A 17,027-nucleotide genomic window follows, 5' to 3' on the forward strand; every position below is an offset into this window, starting at 1 on the left:
ACCGTTGTGCGCAACGACCCATAGCGGGACGGCCCGCTTCCCATTACGAAACCGAGCGAATCTGGGTTTCCGGGGTTTATGCCATGTTCGACAAACTGCTGATCGCCAACCGCGGCGCCATTGCCTGCCGCATCCTGCGAACCCTGCGCACCTTGAAGGTCAAAGGTGTTGCGGTCTATTCCGAAGCCGATGCCGCCAGCCTGCACCTGATGCAGGCCGACGAAGCCTACAGCCTGGGTGAAGGCGGCGCGGCAGGTACTTATCTGGCGGTAGACAAGATTCTCGCCATTGCCCAAAGCAGTGGTGCCAAAGCGATTCATCCCGGCTACGGTTTTCTTTCGGAAAACGCGGCGTTCGCCCAGGCCTGCGAAGAAGCCGGCATCGCCTTCGTCGGCCCGACGCCAGAACAACTGCGCGTCTTCGGCCTGAAGCACACGGCGCGAGCCTTGGCCAAACAGCATGGCGTACCGATGCTCGAAGGCACCGAGCTGCTCGACAGCCTTGAGTCGGCACTCACGGCGGCACGTGGCATCGGCTACCCGGTAATGCTCAAAAGCACCGCTGGCGGTGGCGGGATCGGCATGCGCGTATGCCGGAGCGCCGACGAACTGGCCGAATCCTTTGAGGCAGTAAAACGCCTGGGCCAGAACAACTTCAGCGATGCCGGCGTATTTATCGAAAAATACATCCAGCGTGCTCGTCACCTTGAAGTGCAGGTTTTCGGTGACGGCCAGGGCGAAGTGCTGGCCCTTGGCGTGCGCGATTGCTCGGTGCAGCGCCGTAACCAGAAAGTCCTGGAAGAAACCCCGGCCCCGAACCTGCCGGATGGCATGGCCGAAGAACTCTGCGCGGCGGCCATCAAGCTGGCCAAGGCGGTCAACTATCGCAGCGCGGGGACCGTAGAGTTTGTCTTCGACAGCGAAGATCAGCGTTTCTACTTTCTGGAAGTGAATACCCGCCTTCAGGTCGAGCATGGCGTTACCGAGCAAGTGTGGGGTGTCGATCTGGTCGGCTGGATGGTGCAACTGGCGGCCGGTGATCTGCCGCCGCTCAGCCAGTTGCAAGCCACGCTGAAGCCGAGCGGCCATGCCATTCAGGCGCGGCTGTATGCCGAAGATCCGGGACGCGACTTCCAGCCCTGCCCCGGCCTGCTGACCGCCGTGGACTTTCCGGCAGCCGATGGCAAAAGCCTGCGCATCGATACCTGGGTTGAAGCCGGTTGTGAGATTCCGCCGTTTTTCGATCCGATGATCGCCAAGCTCATCAGTTGGGCACCCGATCGTCAGCAAGCCAGTGACGCATTGGCCGAAGCCTTGAGCAACACGCGCCTGTATGGCGTGGAAACCAACCGCGGCTATTTACAGCAGATCATCGTCGATGCGCCCTTTGCCAGCGGCCAGCCGTGGACCCGTTGCCTGGAAAACCTGATCTATCACGCCGACACCTTTGAAGTGCTCAGCGGCGGCACCCAGACCACTGTGCAGGACTATCCGGGCCGTCTCGGTTACTGGGCCGTTGGTGTACCGCCTTCAGGGCCGATGGACAGCCGGGCCTTGCGCCAGGGCAATCGCCTGCTGGGTAATGCCGAAGGTTGCGCGGCACTGGAAATCACCATGAGCGGCCCGCTGCTACGGTTCAATACCGATGCGGTGGTGGCCATTACCGGCGCGCTGATCCCGATCACCCTTGATGGTGAATCGCAAAACATGAATACGGCGCTGCTGGTTGCTGCAGGTTCGACCCTGGCGCTGGGCACCATTGCCGGTGCCGGGGCACGCAGTTACCTGTGCGTACGCGGCGGGCTGGATGTGCCGGACTATCTGGGCAGCAAAAGCACCTTCACCCTCGGCCAGTTCGGCGGGCATGGTGGACGGGCATTGCGCGCTGGTGATGTGCTGCATATCACGGCCCTTGCTGATCGCAGCGCCGGGCAGCGTGTGCCGGATGAACAGATCGAGCCCCTGGCAGATGTGCGTCAGATTCGCGTGATTTATGGGCCGCATGGTGCGCCGGAGTATTTCACCGAGGGTTACATCAATACGTTCTTTGCCACCGACTGGGAAGTGCATTTCAACTCCAGCCGAACCGGCGTGCGCCTGATAGGACCAAAGCCGGAATGGGTGCGCGCCGATGGTGGCGAAGCGGGTTTGCACCCTTCCAATATCCATGACAATCCCTACGCCATCGGCGCGGTGGATTTTACCGGCGACATGCCTGTCATCCTCGGCCCCGACGGCCCGAGTCTTGGTGGATTCGTCTGCCCGGTGACCATCATCGAAGCGGATCTGTGGCAGTTGGGGCAGCTCAAGGCCGGAGATAAAGTGCGTTTCAGCCCGGTCAGCCTGGAAACAGCCCGCGCCCTAATCCGTAGGAGCGACTTCAGTCGCGAAAGCAATGGTCCAGACACACCCCCTTCGCGGATGAATCCACTCCTACAGAACCCGGTTGTGCTGGATATTGGTCAGGACGACAAACGACTGGTCGCCCGGCTATCAGGCGACACCCATGTGTTGCTGGAAATCGGGGCTCCCGAACTGGATCTGGTGCTGCGATTCCGCGGGCACGCCTTGATGCAGGCACTGGAAAGCAAGGCACTGCCGGGCGTGATCGATCTGACACCGGGCATTCGCTCCCTGCAAGTGCATTACCACCCCGAACAACTGCCTCTCACAACACTGCTGGATATCGTCGCCGGTGAATGGGATGCCGTCTGCGCCACCCAGGACCTGCAAGTCCCGTCGCGCATCGTGCATCTGCCCTTGTCCTGGGACGATCCGGCCTGTCAGTTGGCAATCGAGAAATACATGACCACCGTGCGCAAGGACGCGCCCTGGTGCCCGAGCAATCTGGAGTTCATCCGGCGCATCAATGACCTGCCCAATCTGGATGAAGTGCAACGCACGGTGTTCGACGCCAGCTATCTGGTCATGGGCCTGGGCGACGTCTATCTCGGCGCACCTGTGGCAACACCTCTGGACCCGCGTCATCGCCTGGTCACCACCAAGTACAACCCGGCACGTACCTGGACCGCCGAAAACTCGGTGGGCATCGGCGGGGCCTACATGTGCGTGTACGGCATGGAAGGCCCCGGCGGTTATCAGTTCGTGGGCCGTACGTTGCAGATGTGGAACCGCTATCGCGAAGTCGCCGCCTTTGACGGCAAGCCCTGGCTGCTGCGCTTCTTCGACCAGATCCGTTTTTACCCGGTCAGTGCCGATGAGTTACTGCGCATCCGCCGGGATTTCCCGCTGGGCCGTTACCCGCTGGAGATCGAACACAGCACCCTGAACCTGGCCGACTATCAAGCGTTTCTAGCCAAGGAAGCCGAGGGCATCGCCGCCTTTCGCGGCCAGCAGCAAGCTGCTTTCCAGGCCGAACGCGAGCGCTGGATCGCCAGCGGGCAAGCCAATTTCGAGAGTGAGGAAAGTGCGGCCCCGCTCACCGATGAACCCGCGCTCGAAACCGGCCAGCAAGGGGTCGACAGCCATATCGCCGGCAACCTCTGGCAAGTGCAGGTCCAGCCAGGTGAGCGAGTTTCGGCAGGAGATGTGCTGGTGATTCTGGAGTCCATGAAAATGGAAATCCCGCTGCTGGCTCCCGTGAGCGGCATTGTTCGCGATGTGCGGGTGCAACCTGGCTCGGCGGTGCGAGCCGGGCAACGTGTGGTCGTTCTGGAAACGGACTGAAACCTTGTGTCTTTAACTCTTTCGACGGAATTCGCCATGAACCACAACGCACTCCCAAGCGACCTGCAACTGGATACCCTGCGTGACGCGTACCAGGCCGGCAGACTGACACCCCGGCAACTGATCCTGGCCCTCCATGAAAAGGCCGCCGCGCTGAATCCTGACTTTCATCTGTACATCCACTTGCTCAGCCCGGCAGAACTGGAGCCTTACCTCGCTGCACTGGAAAACCGCGATATCAAAGACCTGCCGCTGTACGGCATCCCGTTTTCGATCAAGGACAATATCGACCTGGCAGGCATTGCTACTACCGCAGCCTGCCCGTCCTATGCGTATGTGCCACAACGTTCGGCAACCATTGTCGAGCAACTGATCGCCCTGGGTGCCGTGCCCATGGGCAAGACCAACCTCGATCAGTTCGCCACCGGCCTGAACGGCAGCCGTTCACCCTATGGCGCATGCCCCAACAGCGTACTCAAGGAGTACCCGTCCGGCGGGTCGAGCTCCGGTTCGTCACTGGCCGTGGCATTGGGTGTCAGCAGCTTCTCGCTGGGCACCGACACCGCAGGCTCGGGCCGGGTGCCTGCTGCGCTGAACAATCTGGTCGGCATGAAAGCCAGTAAAGGGCTGATCTCCACGGCTGGCGTGGTGCCGGCCTGCCGTACGCTGGATTGCGTCACCACCTTCACGGCCACAGCAAGGGAAGCCAGCCAGTTGCTGGGGCTGGTGGCCAGGCTGGACCCTCGCGACGAATACAGCCGCCGAAACCCGTTGTGGAACGACGCTTCGGCCTTCGGCGCGCCCCGCGCTTTCCGTTTCGGCGTGCCACGTGCCGAAGACCTGGAGTTTTTCGGGTGTGCCGAAGGACCGCAGTTGTTCGAGGCAGCGCTCGCTCATCTGAAAGCACTGGGCGGTGAAGCTGTCACCCTGGATCTTTCGCCCTTCCTGGAAGCGGCGCGTCTGCTGTATGAAGGCCCATGGGTCGCCGAACGCTACAGCGTGGCCGGGCAATTGATGCAGGAAGTTCCCGACGCCGTGCTGCCCGTTATCCGCGCTGTACTGGACAAGGCACCTGCGGTCACGGGTGTCGATACGTTCCGGGCGCACTATCGTTTGCAGGCACTCAAGGCAATCTGCGACAAGGCGCTTGAAGACCTGGACTTCGTGGTCACGCCCAGCATCGGTCGCCCGGTCACCTCGGCAGAACTGGAAGCAGAACCGGTGTTGCGTAACTCGGAGCTGGGTTACTACACCAACTTCGTCAACCTGCTGGATTACGCAGCCGTTGCAGTGCCCAGCGCCGTCATGAACAACAGCCTGCCCTGGGGCGTGACGCTGTTTGGTCGGGCCTTTACAGATCAATACCTGCTAAGCATCGCCGACGCCTTGCAACGCCAGACCGCACTGCCACTGATCGGTGGCCACATTCCAGATCTGCCTCAACCCAAGTCCGCCGCCCGCAATGACATGAGCCGCCTTGTGGTCTGTGGAGCCCATCTGGACGGCCTGGCACTGAACGGGCAACTCAAGCAGCGCGGTGCACGCTTGCTGGAAGTGACACAAAGCTCGCCCGACTATCAGTTATATGCTCTGGCAGGCGGCCCGCCGTTTCGTCCGGGCATGTTGCGTGTAGCGCAAGATGGCGTGGCGATAGAAGTGGAAGTCTGGGAACTGCCGAGCCGTGAGCTGGGTTCATTCCTGACCGGCATTCCCGCACCGCTGGGGCTGGGCAAGGTGCAACTGGCCGATGGACGCTGGGAAAGCGGCTTTATCTGCGAACCTTATGGCCTTGAAGGCGCGACCGATATCAGCCATCTGGGCGGCTGGCGTGCTTATCTGCAGCAGCGCTGAACCTATAAATAGATAGGCAACTGCGCAGCCTTGGCAGTGACATAGTAAGCGGCCACTCACTTCGCTATGTCACTGTCATGGATGAACTCTGGAAATCCCTCTCTGCTGCTTCCAATCTGGAGCATCCCGATTTCATCATATTGCCGGGTCCTGATTCGGAACGAAAAGACAGTCTCAATGGCTCGGGGGCATTTTCCCTTGCGCCGCTGCATTACCCGACTGACGAAAAACCGCTGCCGGAGATCGCCTCGCCATCACCTTCGGCATTACCCGATGCACAAGCCATACAGCGACTGAAAAAGCTCAGAAAAAGCCCCGGCTTCAAACTGCTTGCCGACTCGATCCTGCTGTTGAAAACCCTGCAACTGGACATGGACTACCCTCCTCCCCAGCGGGCGTATATCCGCGAGCAACTGAAAGCCCTGCTGCTGCAGAAGGCAGGCAAGCAACTGGACCCTGACACACTGCACATCACCTTCACGACCGAAAACCGGCCCTCGGTCGATGAGCGTGGGCGCGAGCGTTACAGCGCCCGACTCTCCCTGACCGAACTGGCCCTGATATCTGGCGACACGAGCCGGCTGGCAGACCTGCTGAACTGCACGATAACCGACACATTGCCGGACCCGGATACGCCATCACTAAGCTCCAGGACACTGTTTGACCTCATCATCAACGCCCCGTGGGTCGATGACTACATCAGCAAGGTCAATGCCTTCTGGCACAAACATGAAACGACTTACCGCACACTGGCCAGGCTTTCCTTTCTAGACGTGCTGGCACGAAAGTTCGCCCGGAAAAAGATCAGCCGCAACGGTTATTACCTGACGCTCGATGCACTGGGGCTCAAGCACTTTCCAGCCGACAGCCAGGCGCTGGAACAGACCACGCGCGCAGACAGCTCGGAGGTCCGCATGCTGTCTGTCAACGCTCAGCTCATACCCGGCATCTTTCAGGTCAGGTCGCTGAACACCTCGCATTGCTTCATTCATGTCCTGGGTGATACGGCAACCATCACCGAGTACATCAGTGACGAGCCGCGCCAGATGACCCAACGATTGCTCGACGCCCTTAATGCCTCAAGGCAGCATCGACTCTGGCTGAGCAAGTACATTGCCGATGAAAGCCTGGCACTCATGGTCGAGTCGGTAGTGCTTCAGGGTGACGTGTTCAGCCACCTGACAGATGCTCAGAAAACATTCGCACTCGACCTGCTGGAAAGCGTGGATGGCGCCCACGATATCGACCTGCTCAAACCCATTGCACGTGGCCTGACCCTGGCAGGAGCGGTAGACCTCTGGCAGACAAAGGCCCCCATCCTCGGGCAAATCCCCGCACCGCTGAAAATAGCGGCGCAGCTCATGGCTGAAGTCATCCTCACCCTGCATGGCGCAGAGCTAAACCCTGATCACGTCTTCATTGCCTATCGACGCGGGCACTCGGTCACGCCGCTGGGCAGCATTCTGCGACCTACCGTTCATGTACACGTACCCGACGAGAAACCCGTCAGCCTCAGTGAAGCCCTGATGAGCAATTATCGGGTGCAATACCCTGCCGGCTATATCGACCATGGCGGTCGGTCGGTGGTGTATCTGGACACGACCGGCAAAGGCGTCTGGTCAGCCGACAAGGAGCTTGCGGTTGCGGCCCTGGATATCGAAGAACGGATAAAAGCCATCGACTTTCTGCACCTGATGTCCCGCCGCCTCGATGAATTCTGGGAACAACAGGCGCAGAGGATCGAGCAGATATTTCAGGCCATGTTGATCAGCCAGGCCGTGATCTGCCTGAAACAGGGCAGCCTGCTGCGCAGCGGCTTCGACAGCATCGTGAAGTCATTGACGGACCCCGCTGCGCAATGGCTCACCCTGGGCTTTGAAGTGCAGAACTCATTTGTTGAAGGTGTAGAGCACCAGTATTGCGCTGGCCTGCTGGTGCTTGAGGAGCCCGACAAGCCGCAAAGGGTGCTTTATCAAGCCGGGCTGCCCAAGGCGCTCATTGAATTCAAGAACGATGAGGCCCTTCAGGAATACCTCAGGCAAGCCACCGGGGACGAGAAGTGGCGCACGGCCGTACTGAATTACGTACCGGGCCGCAATCAGGAGCGCTTGAACTATCTGTTCAGGTTATGGGGCGGAGTCCAGGCACCAGACCCGCCTGCTTCGATACTGCGCCCCTGGACAGACGCGATATACAACCCCGATGTGCGCAAGGCATTAAGCCATTCGCTGCATAGATATCTGCTGCCGGGCTCGCCGTTCGCTTTCATGCGCCAGACACTGAAACAGAACACCCTGGAAGAGACCCAACAACAGATCGTGACTTCGACCCAGCTTTCGCTGCGCTACTGGACACAGCGTCTGAGTCATCTGCAATGGGTGCTGGCCCCCATGTCTTTTCTGCTGACCCCTGCGTTCATTGCGGTACTGGCCATCGACATCGGCATCACGTCCCTGAACATCGTAGCGGCCAATCAGCCCGGCAGTGGTCGCGAGGAAAAGAAGCAGGCGATCCTGTCTGCACTGTCATTGGGGTTGTTCAGCCTGATGCCTTTCACGCCAAGGTTGCTGGGGGCGCTCAAGAAAGTCGTGACGCCTGCAAGAAACATCGTGCGCACACAACGCGCCACAGCCGTTCGCCCCTTGAGCCCCGCGTCACTGTTTGGCCACTCAATGCAACCTCGGCAAACCCGTCTGGAGAAGTTCTTTCACACCGACAGCCTGCTCAAGGTCTGGACCGTGCCGGGGCATCCACGCTATGGCAACCTGCCTATCCATGCCTGGAAACTGGGACGCAAGTTTCTGCTCTGGACATCCAGCAAAGGTCAGGCCCGCACCCTGGTGGTCAGCACCCATGGCCAGTATCTGCCCTGGAGTTCGACGGTCAAAATCCCCAACGGCACAGAAATACACACCTATGCACCTCATGGTTATCTTCTTGCCGATCCAAAGCTGCATCGCGTCGTCAGTAAAAAAGTCGGCCCATTTGCCATATCGAATACGGCGGGCAATACCCTGGCGATACCGCCATCTTCACTGCCCTCTCTGGTAGTGACCGACACACTCATGGCGGGCACCTCGGTTCACGGCAGATTGAAGAATTACACCTTGTCAAAGTTTCAGACTCTGGCCGATGAAAGCTATCAGGACATTGCCAATATTGTGCGTAATTCAAATATCTCGCCTTTCAAAGGGCACCTCCCGCCCGTCCCCATGGATATATTGACGGTGCGTAACCGTTTTGCAATGTCCGTCCCCTCGCTGGAAGATCTGTTCAAGACATTATCGGCGCAGGGTATTCATTATGACCGGATTCTTTTGGTGCATTGTCGATGTTCCGCCATTGACGCCTTCCTGCGTCGAAGTCCGGTTTATCTGGCCCCGGCGCTTATCAATGCGCCCTGACTGAAAGTGGCCAGAGACTTGCTTTATATATCCGGTTATTAATGAATCCATGATTCATCTAATATGCAAATTCTCAAGGATATTCAAGAAAGCGGATTTTTCATGCCCCATCAGTCTGCAATTACCTCTCACCGTTCATTATTGATGACCTTGCTTTTTTTGCTGGGAAGCGGTTTTCTGGCAACCACACTGTTGAGTTATTACGTATCACGAGAATCCATTCGCGACGGTATTATCAACACTGAGTTGCCATTGACGTCGGATACGGTCTATTCAGAAATCCAGAAAGACCTGGTCCGGCCCGTTCTCATTTCCTCGATGATGTCGCGCGATACTTTCATGCGCGACTGGGTTGTCGATGGCGAACGCAACCCGGAACAAATGACCCGTTACCTCAAGGAAGTCATGGATCATTACGGAGCCTACACGTCCTTTTTCATCTCCGATTCCACCCATATCTATTACCACGCCAAAGGCATTCTGAAAAAAATCAGCGCCCTTGAACCACGAGACGCCTGGTATTACCGGGTGCGGGACATGGACGTGCCTTACGAAATCAGCTTCGACCCCGATATGGCCAACAAAGACAACCTGACCTTTTTCATCAACTACAAAGTATTCGACTACAACAACCGGTTTATCGGGATAGCCGGAGTAGGTCTTACCGTCGATGCCGTCACCCAACTGATCGACCGCTACCGACAACGCTATGAGCGCAACGTCTACCTTGTCGACACCTTCGGGCGCATCGTGCTGACCGGAGCCGAGGGTGGACCCCAAGGCGCAACCATCGGGCAACGGCTGCAAGACCTGCCCAGCATGAAGGACCTGCAGGACAAACTACCCAAACCTCACAGCGGTACCTTTGAATACAGCAACCACGGCGAAGGCCACTTTCTCAATGTGCGCCTCATACCTGAACTCGAGTGGTACCTGATCGTCGACAAGCAGGAAGACACCGCCCTGAGCGACATTCGCCATTCGCTGTACCTGAACCTGTTCATCTGCCTGATCGTGACGCTGGTGATTGTGCTGCTCCTGCATCGAATCATCATCAGCTACCAACGCAAGCTTGAAGCCCAGGCCACCCTCGACAGCCTGACCGGCCTGCCCACGCGCCGGGGCTTCAACCTGCTGGCCCTCAATACCCTCAAGGATACCCAGCGCGAAGCCATCCCCTTGACCGCACTGTTGCTGGATCTGGATCGCTTCAAGCGGCTCAATGATACGCACGGCCATCTGGCGGGCGATGAAGTGCTGGCCGGTTTTGCCAATGACCTTAAAAGCTGTCTGCGCCAGTCAGACATCATTTGCCGCTGGGGAGGCGAAGAGTTCATCATTCTGCTCAAGGGCAGCGACACCCAGGGTGCCCAACGCATTGCCGAAAAAATCCGCGAACTGGCCGAGCAGCATGTGTATGTCTTTTCCGGCATACCGTTGCAGATTACGGTCAGTGTCGGGCTAGCCGAACTGCAAAGCGATGATAACCTGCAAAGCCTGATCGCCCGTGCCGACCTGGCGCTCTATCGCGCCAAGCTCAACGGCCGCAATCAAGTCTGTATCGAGAAACCGGTCCCAGCATGAACACAACAGCGACAAAACCAGACTCCAGCCTGTGCCCGGTATGCGGCCTGGGCAACACCTGCACACTGGCCGACCCGCGCACGGTCGATCAGGCATGCTGGTGCTTTTCGCAAAGTATCGACCCGGCCGTGCTCCAGGCCCTACCCGTCGAACTCCGCAATCAGGCCTGCCTGTGCCCGCACTGCGCCGGCGTCGCAAACAGTGTGCAGGCCAAACCGGAGCGATAGGCGTACCATGCGCGCTCCTTGCCCATCGCCCTGTCACCCTCATGCGTCTTGACCGTTTTCTCAGCAACCTGCCCCGCTTCAACCGCCAGCATGTCCGCCTGGCGCTGGCCAGCGGGCGAGTCAAAGTCGATGGCCTGGTGATTGGCGATCCGCATCATGAAGTGCGCGAGTTCAGCCGCGTGGAATTCGACAGCGAATTACTGCAGGCCGGCAAGGCAGCGCGTTATTTCATGCTGCACAAGCCGCGTGGTTATGTGAGTGCAACAGTCGATGCACAACACCCGACCGTGCTCGACTTGCTGGATGAACCCGACAAACATGAACTGCACATCGCCGGTCGGCTGGATTTCAATACCACCGGCCTGATGCTGATCACCAACGACGGACAGTGGTCACGTCGACTGACCCAGCCGCAAACCAAACTGCCCAAAGTGTATTACGTCGAGACAGAGCAAGTTATCGACGAACGGTACATAGCAAAGTTTGCCGAGGGTTTTTACTTTGCCTACGAGAACATCACCACCCAACCTGCCACGCTGACCCTGCTCGGACCTCGCCGTGCAAGGCTCAGTATCGTGGAAGGCCGTTACCATCAGGTAAAACGGATGTTCGGTCATTTCGACAATAAAGTATTGATTCTGCATCGAGAAAGCATGGGGCCTCTGGCCCTGAACCCCGAGCTAGAGCCCGGCAGCTATCAGGCACTGAGTCGCATACAAATTCAGTCGATCTGAAAAAGTCACTACCATTCGGCGGAACGGTCCGATCAATTACGAACGGCACTTGCGGGTTCCCGGATCCCCTGCTTGAATCCAATCGTCAGTCCACATGTGACTGGCAAGTCAGCAACGCATTCTAAGAAACCTTTTGCCGTATCGAACCCTCGGGTTCACGACAAATTGCCCGCCAATAACAATACCTGTCGAACAGATCGTTCGGATCGACATGGGCCTTCAAGGCTAATGCCTACCTGTCACCAAACCGTGCATTTTTTTATTTGCGCTAGCGCATACGCATATCTGTAAGTCAGGAGACATACATATGAGGCCAGAAATCGCCGTGCTTGATATACAAGGACAGTTTCGGGTTTACACGGAGTTCTACCGCGCAGACGCCGCGGAAAAAACCATCGTCATGGTTAACGGCTCGCTGGCCACCACTGCTTCTTTTGCCCAGACCGTTCGCAATCTGTATCCACAGTTCAACGTAGTGCTTTACGACCAACCCTATGCTGGGAAATCCAAGCCGCACAACCTGCATGAAAAACCCCTGACCCGGGAAATGGAAGGCCAGATCCTGCTGGAGCTGATCGACCACTTCAACGCCGAACACGTCATGTCGTTTTCATGGGGCGGAGCCGCCGCCATGGTTGCCCTGTCGCACCGGCCAAAACGCATCGAGAGCGCTGTCATCAGTTCGTTCTCGCCGATCCTCAACGATCACATGCGCGACTACCTGAACCGTGGCCTGAAGCACCTGGGCGAGCACAACCGCCATGAAATGGGCCACCTGATCAACGACACCATCGGCAAACACCTGCCATCGCTGTTCAAACGCTTCAACTATCGTCACGTCAGCAGCCTGGACCTGCACGAATACGACCAGATGCACTTTCACATCAGCCAGGTGCTGGAACTCGACCCGAGCAACTACCTGACGGCTGCGAAAAACATCAACGTACCTGTGCTGTTCATGAACGGAGTGCGGGACGAATACACCGCAGCGGATGACGCGGTGCTCTTCGCCAAGTACGTGCAGAACTGCAGCTTCAGCACCATCGAAGCCGCCGGGCACTTTCTGGACATGGAACACAAAGCCGCCTGCCGCGACTCCAAAAAGGCACTGATGAGTTTCCTGCAACCTGTCGTAGAACCCGCTCGCCACGCCTACAGCCAGACTCAACACCATGCCTTCGCCTTCTGAGGCCGGCGCTCGACAGAGCCGAGGAACCATTCGCCAACGCAGGGAAAGCAGCAACTGGCGGATGGTCTCCCTGGGCGCAGTACAGCCAGAAAGCGCGGCTGGATGAATTTAGCGCTTTAACTCGCACCGGGCATCTGGTACAAAGTCAGCCGCTCAGAGCGGGTATAGTTTAGTGGCAAAACGAAAGCTTCCCAAGCTTTAGTTGAGGGTTCGATTCCCTCTACCCGCTCCACCTTCCAGCCAGTGTTTCCGGGCCTTTCAGGCAATTCCCCAGAGCCCTCAAGCCCAGAAAAACCTTCCCCCACAACAGGTCCAACCTCCCCTAAGCCCCTCCAGCAGCCACCAAAGTTTGGTGCACCGTCGACTCGTCCCAAAATTCGCTCCAATAGACCACCGCCGTGACTGTGGCAGCCCAACCCCCCCCTAAAAACGCAGATGTCGTTGGACACGAGCTCTGCAAGCCTCGCAATTTTTTCGGTTTCGCCGCCAGACATGGTCGTTCCCGTCACAAAATGAATGCGCAGGAACGAGGTCGGCCAGGGATCGTTGGCCCGTGCCGCTTGAATGCGTCCTGCAGTAAATATAGCTTCATGCCACTACAAACTACCGCAAAACGGTAACGTCGCCCATCACGGGATCAATCTTGGTAGGCGCTATTCGTCGGGATGGAGGGTTCCCGATCGGCCCAATGACACCTCAAAACAAGGAAATTTCGCTTCGGCCCCTTTTCAAAGCCCACCTGGGCTGATCCGCCTTGAGGGCACCGTTTTATTAGGTTTGAAAAGCGTGAAGGCTTGGATTGTAGTACCCAACTCAAATCGCCCAAGCTGCCCATCATGACTTACAGCATGTTTGCGGTCGCGGAGCACCTTGCTATCATCTGTTCATGGTGCCTAAACCAACGGCGGACGGTGCACCTTGGTGCACCGTGAAAATGCGTTGGCCTTTTCTGCATTTACGGGGTGTCATGGGCTGATCCCCCCTACACACATACACGCTTCTCGGGGGAAATGGCCAATAAAAGTTCGATTTCCTTCACCCGCTCCAGTTTCAAAAGCCTCCACTCTTCAGGCACTCCTTCACACAGAAGACTGCTGCCACAACACTCGCCAATGACCCTGGAAAACATCGATAACGACTAACCAAGGTCAATCATGGCTCAATACACAATATGAACTGCCCTGCCTGCATTATGGATACCGCTAACTATTACGCGGCATCGGTGGATGCATTCCCTGATCGAGCCTTATATTTACAATCTTTTCATAGCGCAGCACTTTCAAATCAGTACCATCCTGCTCGTCAAGCGTCAACGCATCAGTATCAAATTTCACGACCACGCCAATGCGGTCCGTGGTCAGTTTTGGAAAGTCAAAATACCCCGCTATACGAAGCTTTGACCCACTGGGGAAACTTTCAACTGTCTCCTTGGCTTCCTTATAGTCCATTTCTCTCACCTGCCTGTGGATGTATGACACCCTCAATATGGCCAGCGAGAGGTATTCGAACAACTGCGACAATTGACAGTCGACAATAATGATTGGGCATGAAAAATCCGCCCCATCATCCATTACAGGCATAACCGAATTTCAAACGGCGTGATAATAATAAAAGACAACACACGCGCCATTTTTCAGATGCAAACGGGAAAACCTCGATAGACGTATTCCATCTATCAAGGTGTCAGCGGCACATGATGCTGAGACGGGATTAAAAGCCGGCCCCGGCTACGTGCGCGGGGACTGGCTTTTAAGCGGGCGATCGATAATTCAGCATGCCCCAGGTGGAATGCCGTTCTTGTTGAAGTCCTTCAGCCGCTCTCTTTCCTCCTCGGTCGAATGCGCAGGGGTATCGTTCTCAGGTTTGTCCTGTTGTTTCTGCTTATCGTCACTCATGGTCTGACCTCCTTAGGCCATTAGTCCAGACAGGTTTTACGCCTGGTATTCAAAAGAGCCTGACAAGTGGATAACAGTTCCTGCGGATTGCCCCGTTACAGAGAAACCGACGGGTATCGCCTTTGAACTTTTCCGGAACGATGGGTTTCAGACACCTGAATTCTTGGAGAAAACCTTATGACCCAGACAGCATTGGTCGTCGGTGCCAGCGGCATCGTCGGTAGCGAAACCACTCGACTCCTGATTGAAAACGGCTGGCAGGTTGCGGCGCTTTCGCGCAATCCATCCCCCGAGAAAGGCGTGATCCCGGTCGCAGCAGACCTTCAGGACCCCGCATCGCTGCGCTCGGCGCTGGCAGACCTGAAACCCACGCATGTATTCATCACGACCTGGTCACGGCAAGCGACCGAAGCCGAGAACATCCGGGTCAACGCCGCCATGGTGCGCAATGTGCTGGATGCCGTTCGCCCAGCCGCAAGCGTGAAGCACGTAGCACTGGTCACGGGCTTGAAGCATTACCTCGGCCCTTTCGAGGCCTATGGCAAAGGCAGCCTTCCACAGACGCCGTTCCGTGAGGATCAGGGCCGTCTGGACATAGAGAATTTCTACTACGCGCAGGAGGATGAAGTGTTCGCCGCCGCCGAAAAGGACGGTTTCACCTGGAGCGTACATCGCCCGCATACAGTCACAGGTGTCGCCGTGGGCAACGCGATGAACATGGCGACAACCCTCGCCGTCTACGCCACCATCAGCAAACACACCGGACGCCCGTTCGTGTTTCCCGGCTCACGGGTGCAATGGGACAGCCTCACTGACATGACCGACGCCCGGCAACTTGCCAGACAGCAGCTCTGGGCCGCGACTACACCAACGGCGGCCAATCAGGCATTCAATATCACCAACGGCGATGTATTTCGCTGGAAATGGATGTGGGGCCAGATCGCCAATTACTTCGGCCTGCAGCCGGCCGACTTTCCATCGGCGCCCTCTCCACTCGAAACGCAGATGGCCAACGACCAGAGCGCCTGGAGTCAGATCGTTGCCGAGCATGATCTGCGCGAAGCCGACATCAGCCGCCTGATATCTCCCTGGCATACCGATGCAGACCTGGGACGCCCGATTGAAGTGGTCACCGACATGTCGAAAAGCCGGACATTGGGGTTCAGCGCCTATCAGGCCAGTGACCAGGCCTTTTTCGATGTCTTCGACAGGTTACGTTCGGAGCGTTTGATACCCTGACTTATAAGGAGAGGCCTTGGCCGCGACAGCATGAAGTCGCGTCCAAAGCCCCTCTCACAGGGTGTAAGTGCCATCCCTGTCTGCATCAATTCTGCACCACCGGAAAACTCAAGACGGTCGTAGCCCCGGTCGGATCTCCCGTGGTCGCGACAAGCTCGCCACCCAATTGCGCAGCCAATGCCCGGGTGAGTTTACGACCCAGCCCTTTGCGTTGCAGCGTGGAGTCATGGGTTTCGTCAGGCAAACCGATCCCGTCATCTGAAACCGTCAGTACAAACTGTTGGTCAGTGCGACAAAAATCCACGGTAATTTTACCTGTGCGCCCATCGGGGAATGCATGCTTCAAGGCATTGGTAATGAGTTCATTGGTGATCAGCCCCACAGAACCGGCACGATCCAGAGGGAGTTTAAGAGCCTGCGCCTCAACGAGTATTTCAACGGGCCGGGTTTCGGCCATGCTGTAATTCAACCCGGTGACCAGGTCCTGGAGGTATTCATTCATGTCTACGGACATTTCACCATCGTGATGAGCCAGCCGATCATGCATGGAAGCGACAACGTTTATCTGGCTGGCCGCCTGCCTGAGGGCAGAGGCGACGTCGGGAGCCGAGTGGACGGCTTGCAGATGCAGGGTGGCGATGGTGCGCTGCATGTCGTTTTTAACCCGGTGCCCGAACTCGACGAGCAGCAACTGCCGTTCGCGCTCGCCTTTTTCGGCCAGGGCACGCGCCTTCTCTGCATCCTCATGGGCGATAGCCGTCTGACGTTGTAATTGCTCGCTTCGGAGGTAGGCATTACGCAATGCCGAGCCCATTACCGTAATAAGCGCGCTGGTCAGGATGAACAACGCGAGGCTGAAGGCGGCATTGGGCGCAGCAATACCCAGATTGCCAATCGGAGGAAGGAAGAAATAAGCAGCGATAACTGAACTCAGGGCTGTGGCAAAAAAACCGAAACGCCGTCCGAAAAAAATCGCCGAGAACAGAATGGCCGGCAAAAAAAACAATATGGGCAACGGTGGAACAGCGGTGAATACTTTTGCTCTCAACAAATACGCGACCCATACAATCAGCAACGTTACTGCCCATTTAAGGGGCTGGGGCACATCCAGACGAATCAATGCGTGTACATCAAACCGGGTAACAGACATTACGTGTTCCTGAATAACCTGACTGACAAAACTCCCTTTCGTGACCGCTCAAACAAAGACTGAGCACA

The 17,027-nt window shown here is 57.3% G+C and carries 11 protein-coding genes and 1 tRNA gene; 9 read left to right on the plus strand and 3 right to left on the minus strand.

The window, feature by feature from the left end; all coding sequences use genetic code 11:
- Positions 1 to 83 precede the first annotated feature (83 nt).
- The 8 genes from uca to KGD89_RS20325 all read left to right on the plus strand — a co-directional run bounded on the left by uca (position 84) and on the right by KGD89_RS20325 (position 12,907).
- Positions 84 to 3,686 carry an urea carboxylase gene (gene uca, locus KGD89_RS20290; protein ID WP_025261597.1) on the plus strand — a complete coding sequence of 1,201 codons (3,603 nt, stop codon included), beginning with the start codon at positions 84 to 86 and terminating at the stop codon, positions 3,684 to 3,686.
- Between the two features lie 36 nt (positions 3,687 to 3,722).
- Positions 3,723 to 5,537 (plus strand): allophanate hydrolase, encoded by a 1,815-nt coding sequence (gene atzF / locus KGD89_RS20295; protein WP_025261598.1) that lies wholly within the window; start codon positions 3,723 to 3,725, stop codon positions 5,535 to 5,537.
- Between the two features lie 77 nt (positions 5,538 to 5,614).
- The gene (locus KGD89_RS20300) at positions 5,615 to 8,941 is read left to right on the plus strand and encodes a dermonecrotic toxin domain-containing protein (RefSeq protein ID WP_025261599.1); all 3,327 of its coding nucleotides are present in this window, start codon (positions 5,615 to 5,617) and stop codon (positions 8,939 to 8,941) included.
- A gap of 102 nt (positions 8,942 to 9,043) precedes the next feature.
- Positions 9,044 to 10,525: a sensor domain-containing diguanylate cyclase gene (locus KGD89_RS20305; RefSeq protein ID WP_025261600.1), complete on the plus strand. Its 1,482-nt coding sequence runs from the start codon at positions 9,044 to 9,046 to the stop codon at positions 10,523 to 10,525.
- Positions 10,522 to 10,752 (plus strand): cysteine-rich CWC family protein, encoded by a 231-nt coding sequence (locus KGD89_RS20310; RefSeq protein ID WP_074568801.1) that lies wholly within the window; start codon positions 10,522 to 10,524, stop codon positions 10,750 to 10,752. The genes KGD89_RS20305 and KGD89_RS20310 overlap by 4 nt, the downstream gene beginning before the upstream one ends.
- Positions 10,753 to 10,793: 41 nt before the next feature.
- Positions 10,794 to 11,486 carry a pseudouridine synthase gene (locus KGD89_RS20315; protein ID WP_025261601.1) on the plus strand — a complete coding sequence of 231 codons (693 nt, stop codon included), beginning with the start codon at positions 10,794 to 10,796 and terminating at the stop codon, positions 11,484 to 11,486.
- Between the two features lie 307 nt (positions 11,487 to 11,793).
- The gene (locus tag KGD89_RS20320; RefSeq protein WP_025261602.1) at positions 11,794 to 12,675 is read left to right on the plus strand and encodes an alpha/beta fold hydrolase; all 882 of its coding nucleotides are present in this window, start codon (positions 11,794 to 11,796) and stop codon (positions 12,673 to 12,675) included.
- Between the two features lie 158 nt (positions 12,676 to 12,833).
- Positions 12,834 to 12,907 (plus strand) — tRNA-Gly (locus KGD89_RS20325).
- Positions 12,908 to 13,877: 970 nt separating this feature from the next.
- Here the strand turns inward: KGD89_RS20325 and KGD89_RS20330 are convergent.
- Positions 13,878 to 14,123, minus strand: coding sequence for a hypothetical protein (locus tag KGD89_RS20330; RefSeq protein ID WP_143008668.1), 246 nt, complete (start codon positions 14,121 to 14,123; stop codon positions 13,878 to 13,880).
- 321 nt (positions 14,124 to 14,444) lie between these two features.
- Positions 14,445 to 14,570, minus strand: coding sequence for a hypothetical protein (locus tag KGD89_RS26180; protein WP_074568800.1), 126 nt, complete (start codon positions 14,568 to 14,570; stop codon positions 14,445 to 14,447).
- A gap of 177 nt (positions 14,571 to 14,747) precedes the next feature.
- On the opposite strand from KGD89_RS26180, the gene KGD89_RS20335 reads away from it, so the two are divergent.
- Positions 14,748 to 15,809: an SDR family oxidoreductase gene (locus KGD89_RS20335; protein ID WP_025261604.1), complete on the plus strand. Its 1,062-nt coding sequence runs from the start codon at positions 14,748 to 14,750 to the stop codon at positions 15,807 to 15,809.
- Positions 15,810 to 15,894: 85 nt separating this feature from the next.
- Here the strand turns inward: KGD89_RS20335 and KGD89_RS20340 are convergent, their stop codons facing one another.
- Positions 15,895 to 16,959: a DUF4118 domain-containing protein gene (locus tag KGD89_RS20340; RefSeq protein WP_025261605.1), complete on the minus strand. Its 1,065-nt coding sequence runs from the start codon at positions 16,957 to 16,959 to the stop codon at positions 15,895 to 15,897.
- Between the last annotated feature and the right edge of the window lie 68 nt (positions 16,960 to 17,027).

It is taken from the genome of Pseudomonas cichorii (assembly GCF_018343775.1).
Classification (GTDB): Bacteria; Pseudomonadota; Gammaproteobacteria; order Pseudomonadales; family Pseudomonadaceae; genus Aquipseudomonas; species Aquipseudomonas cichorii.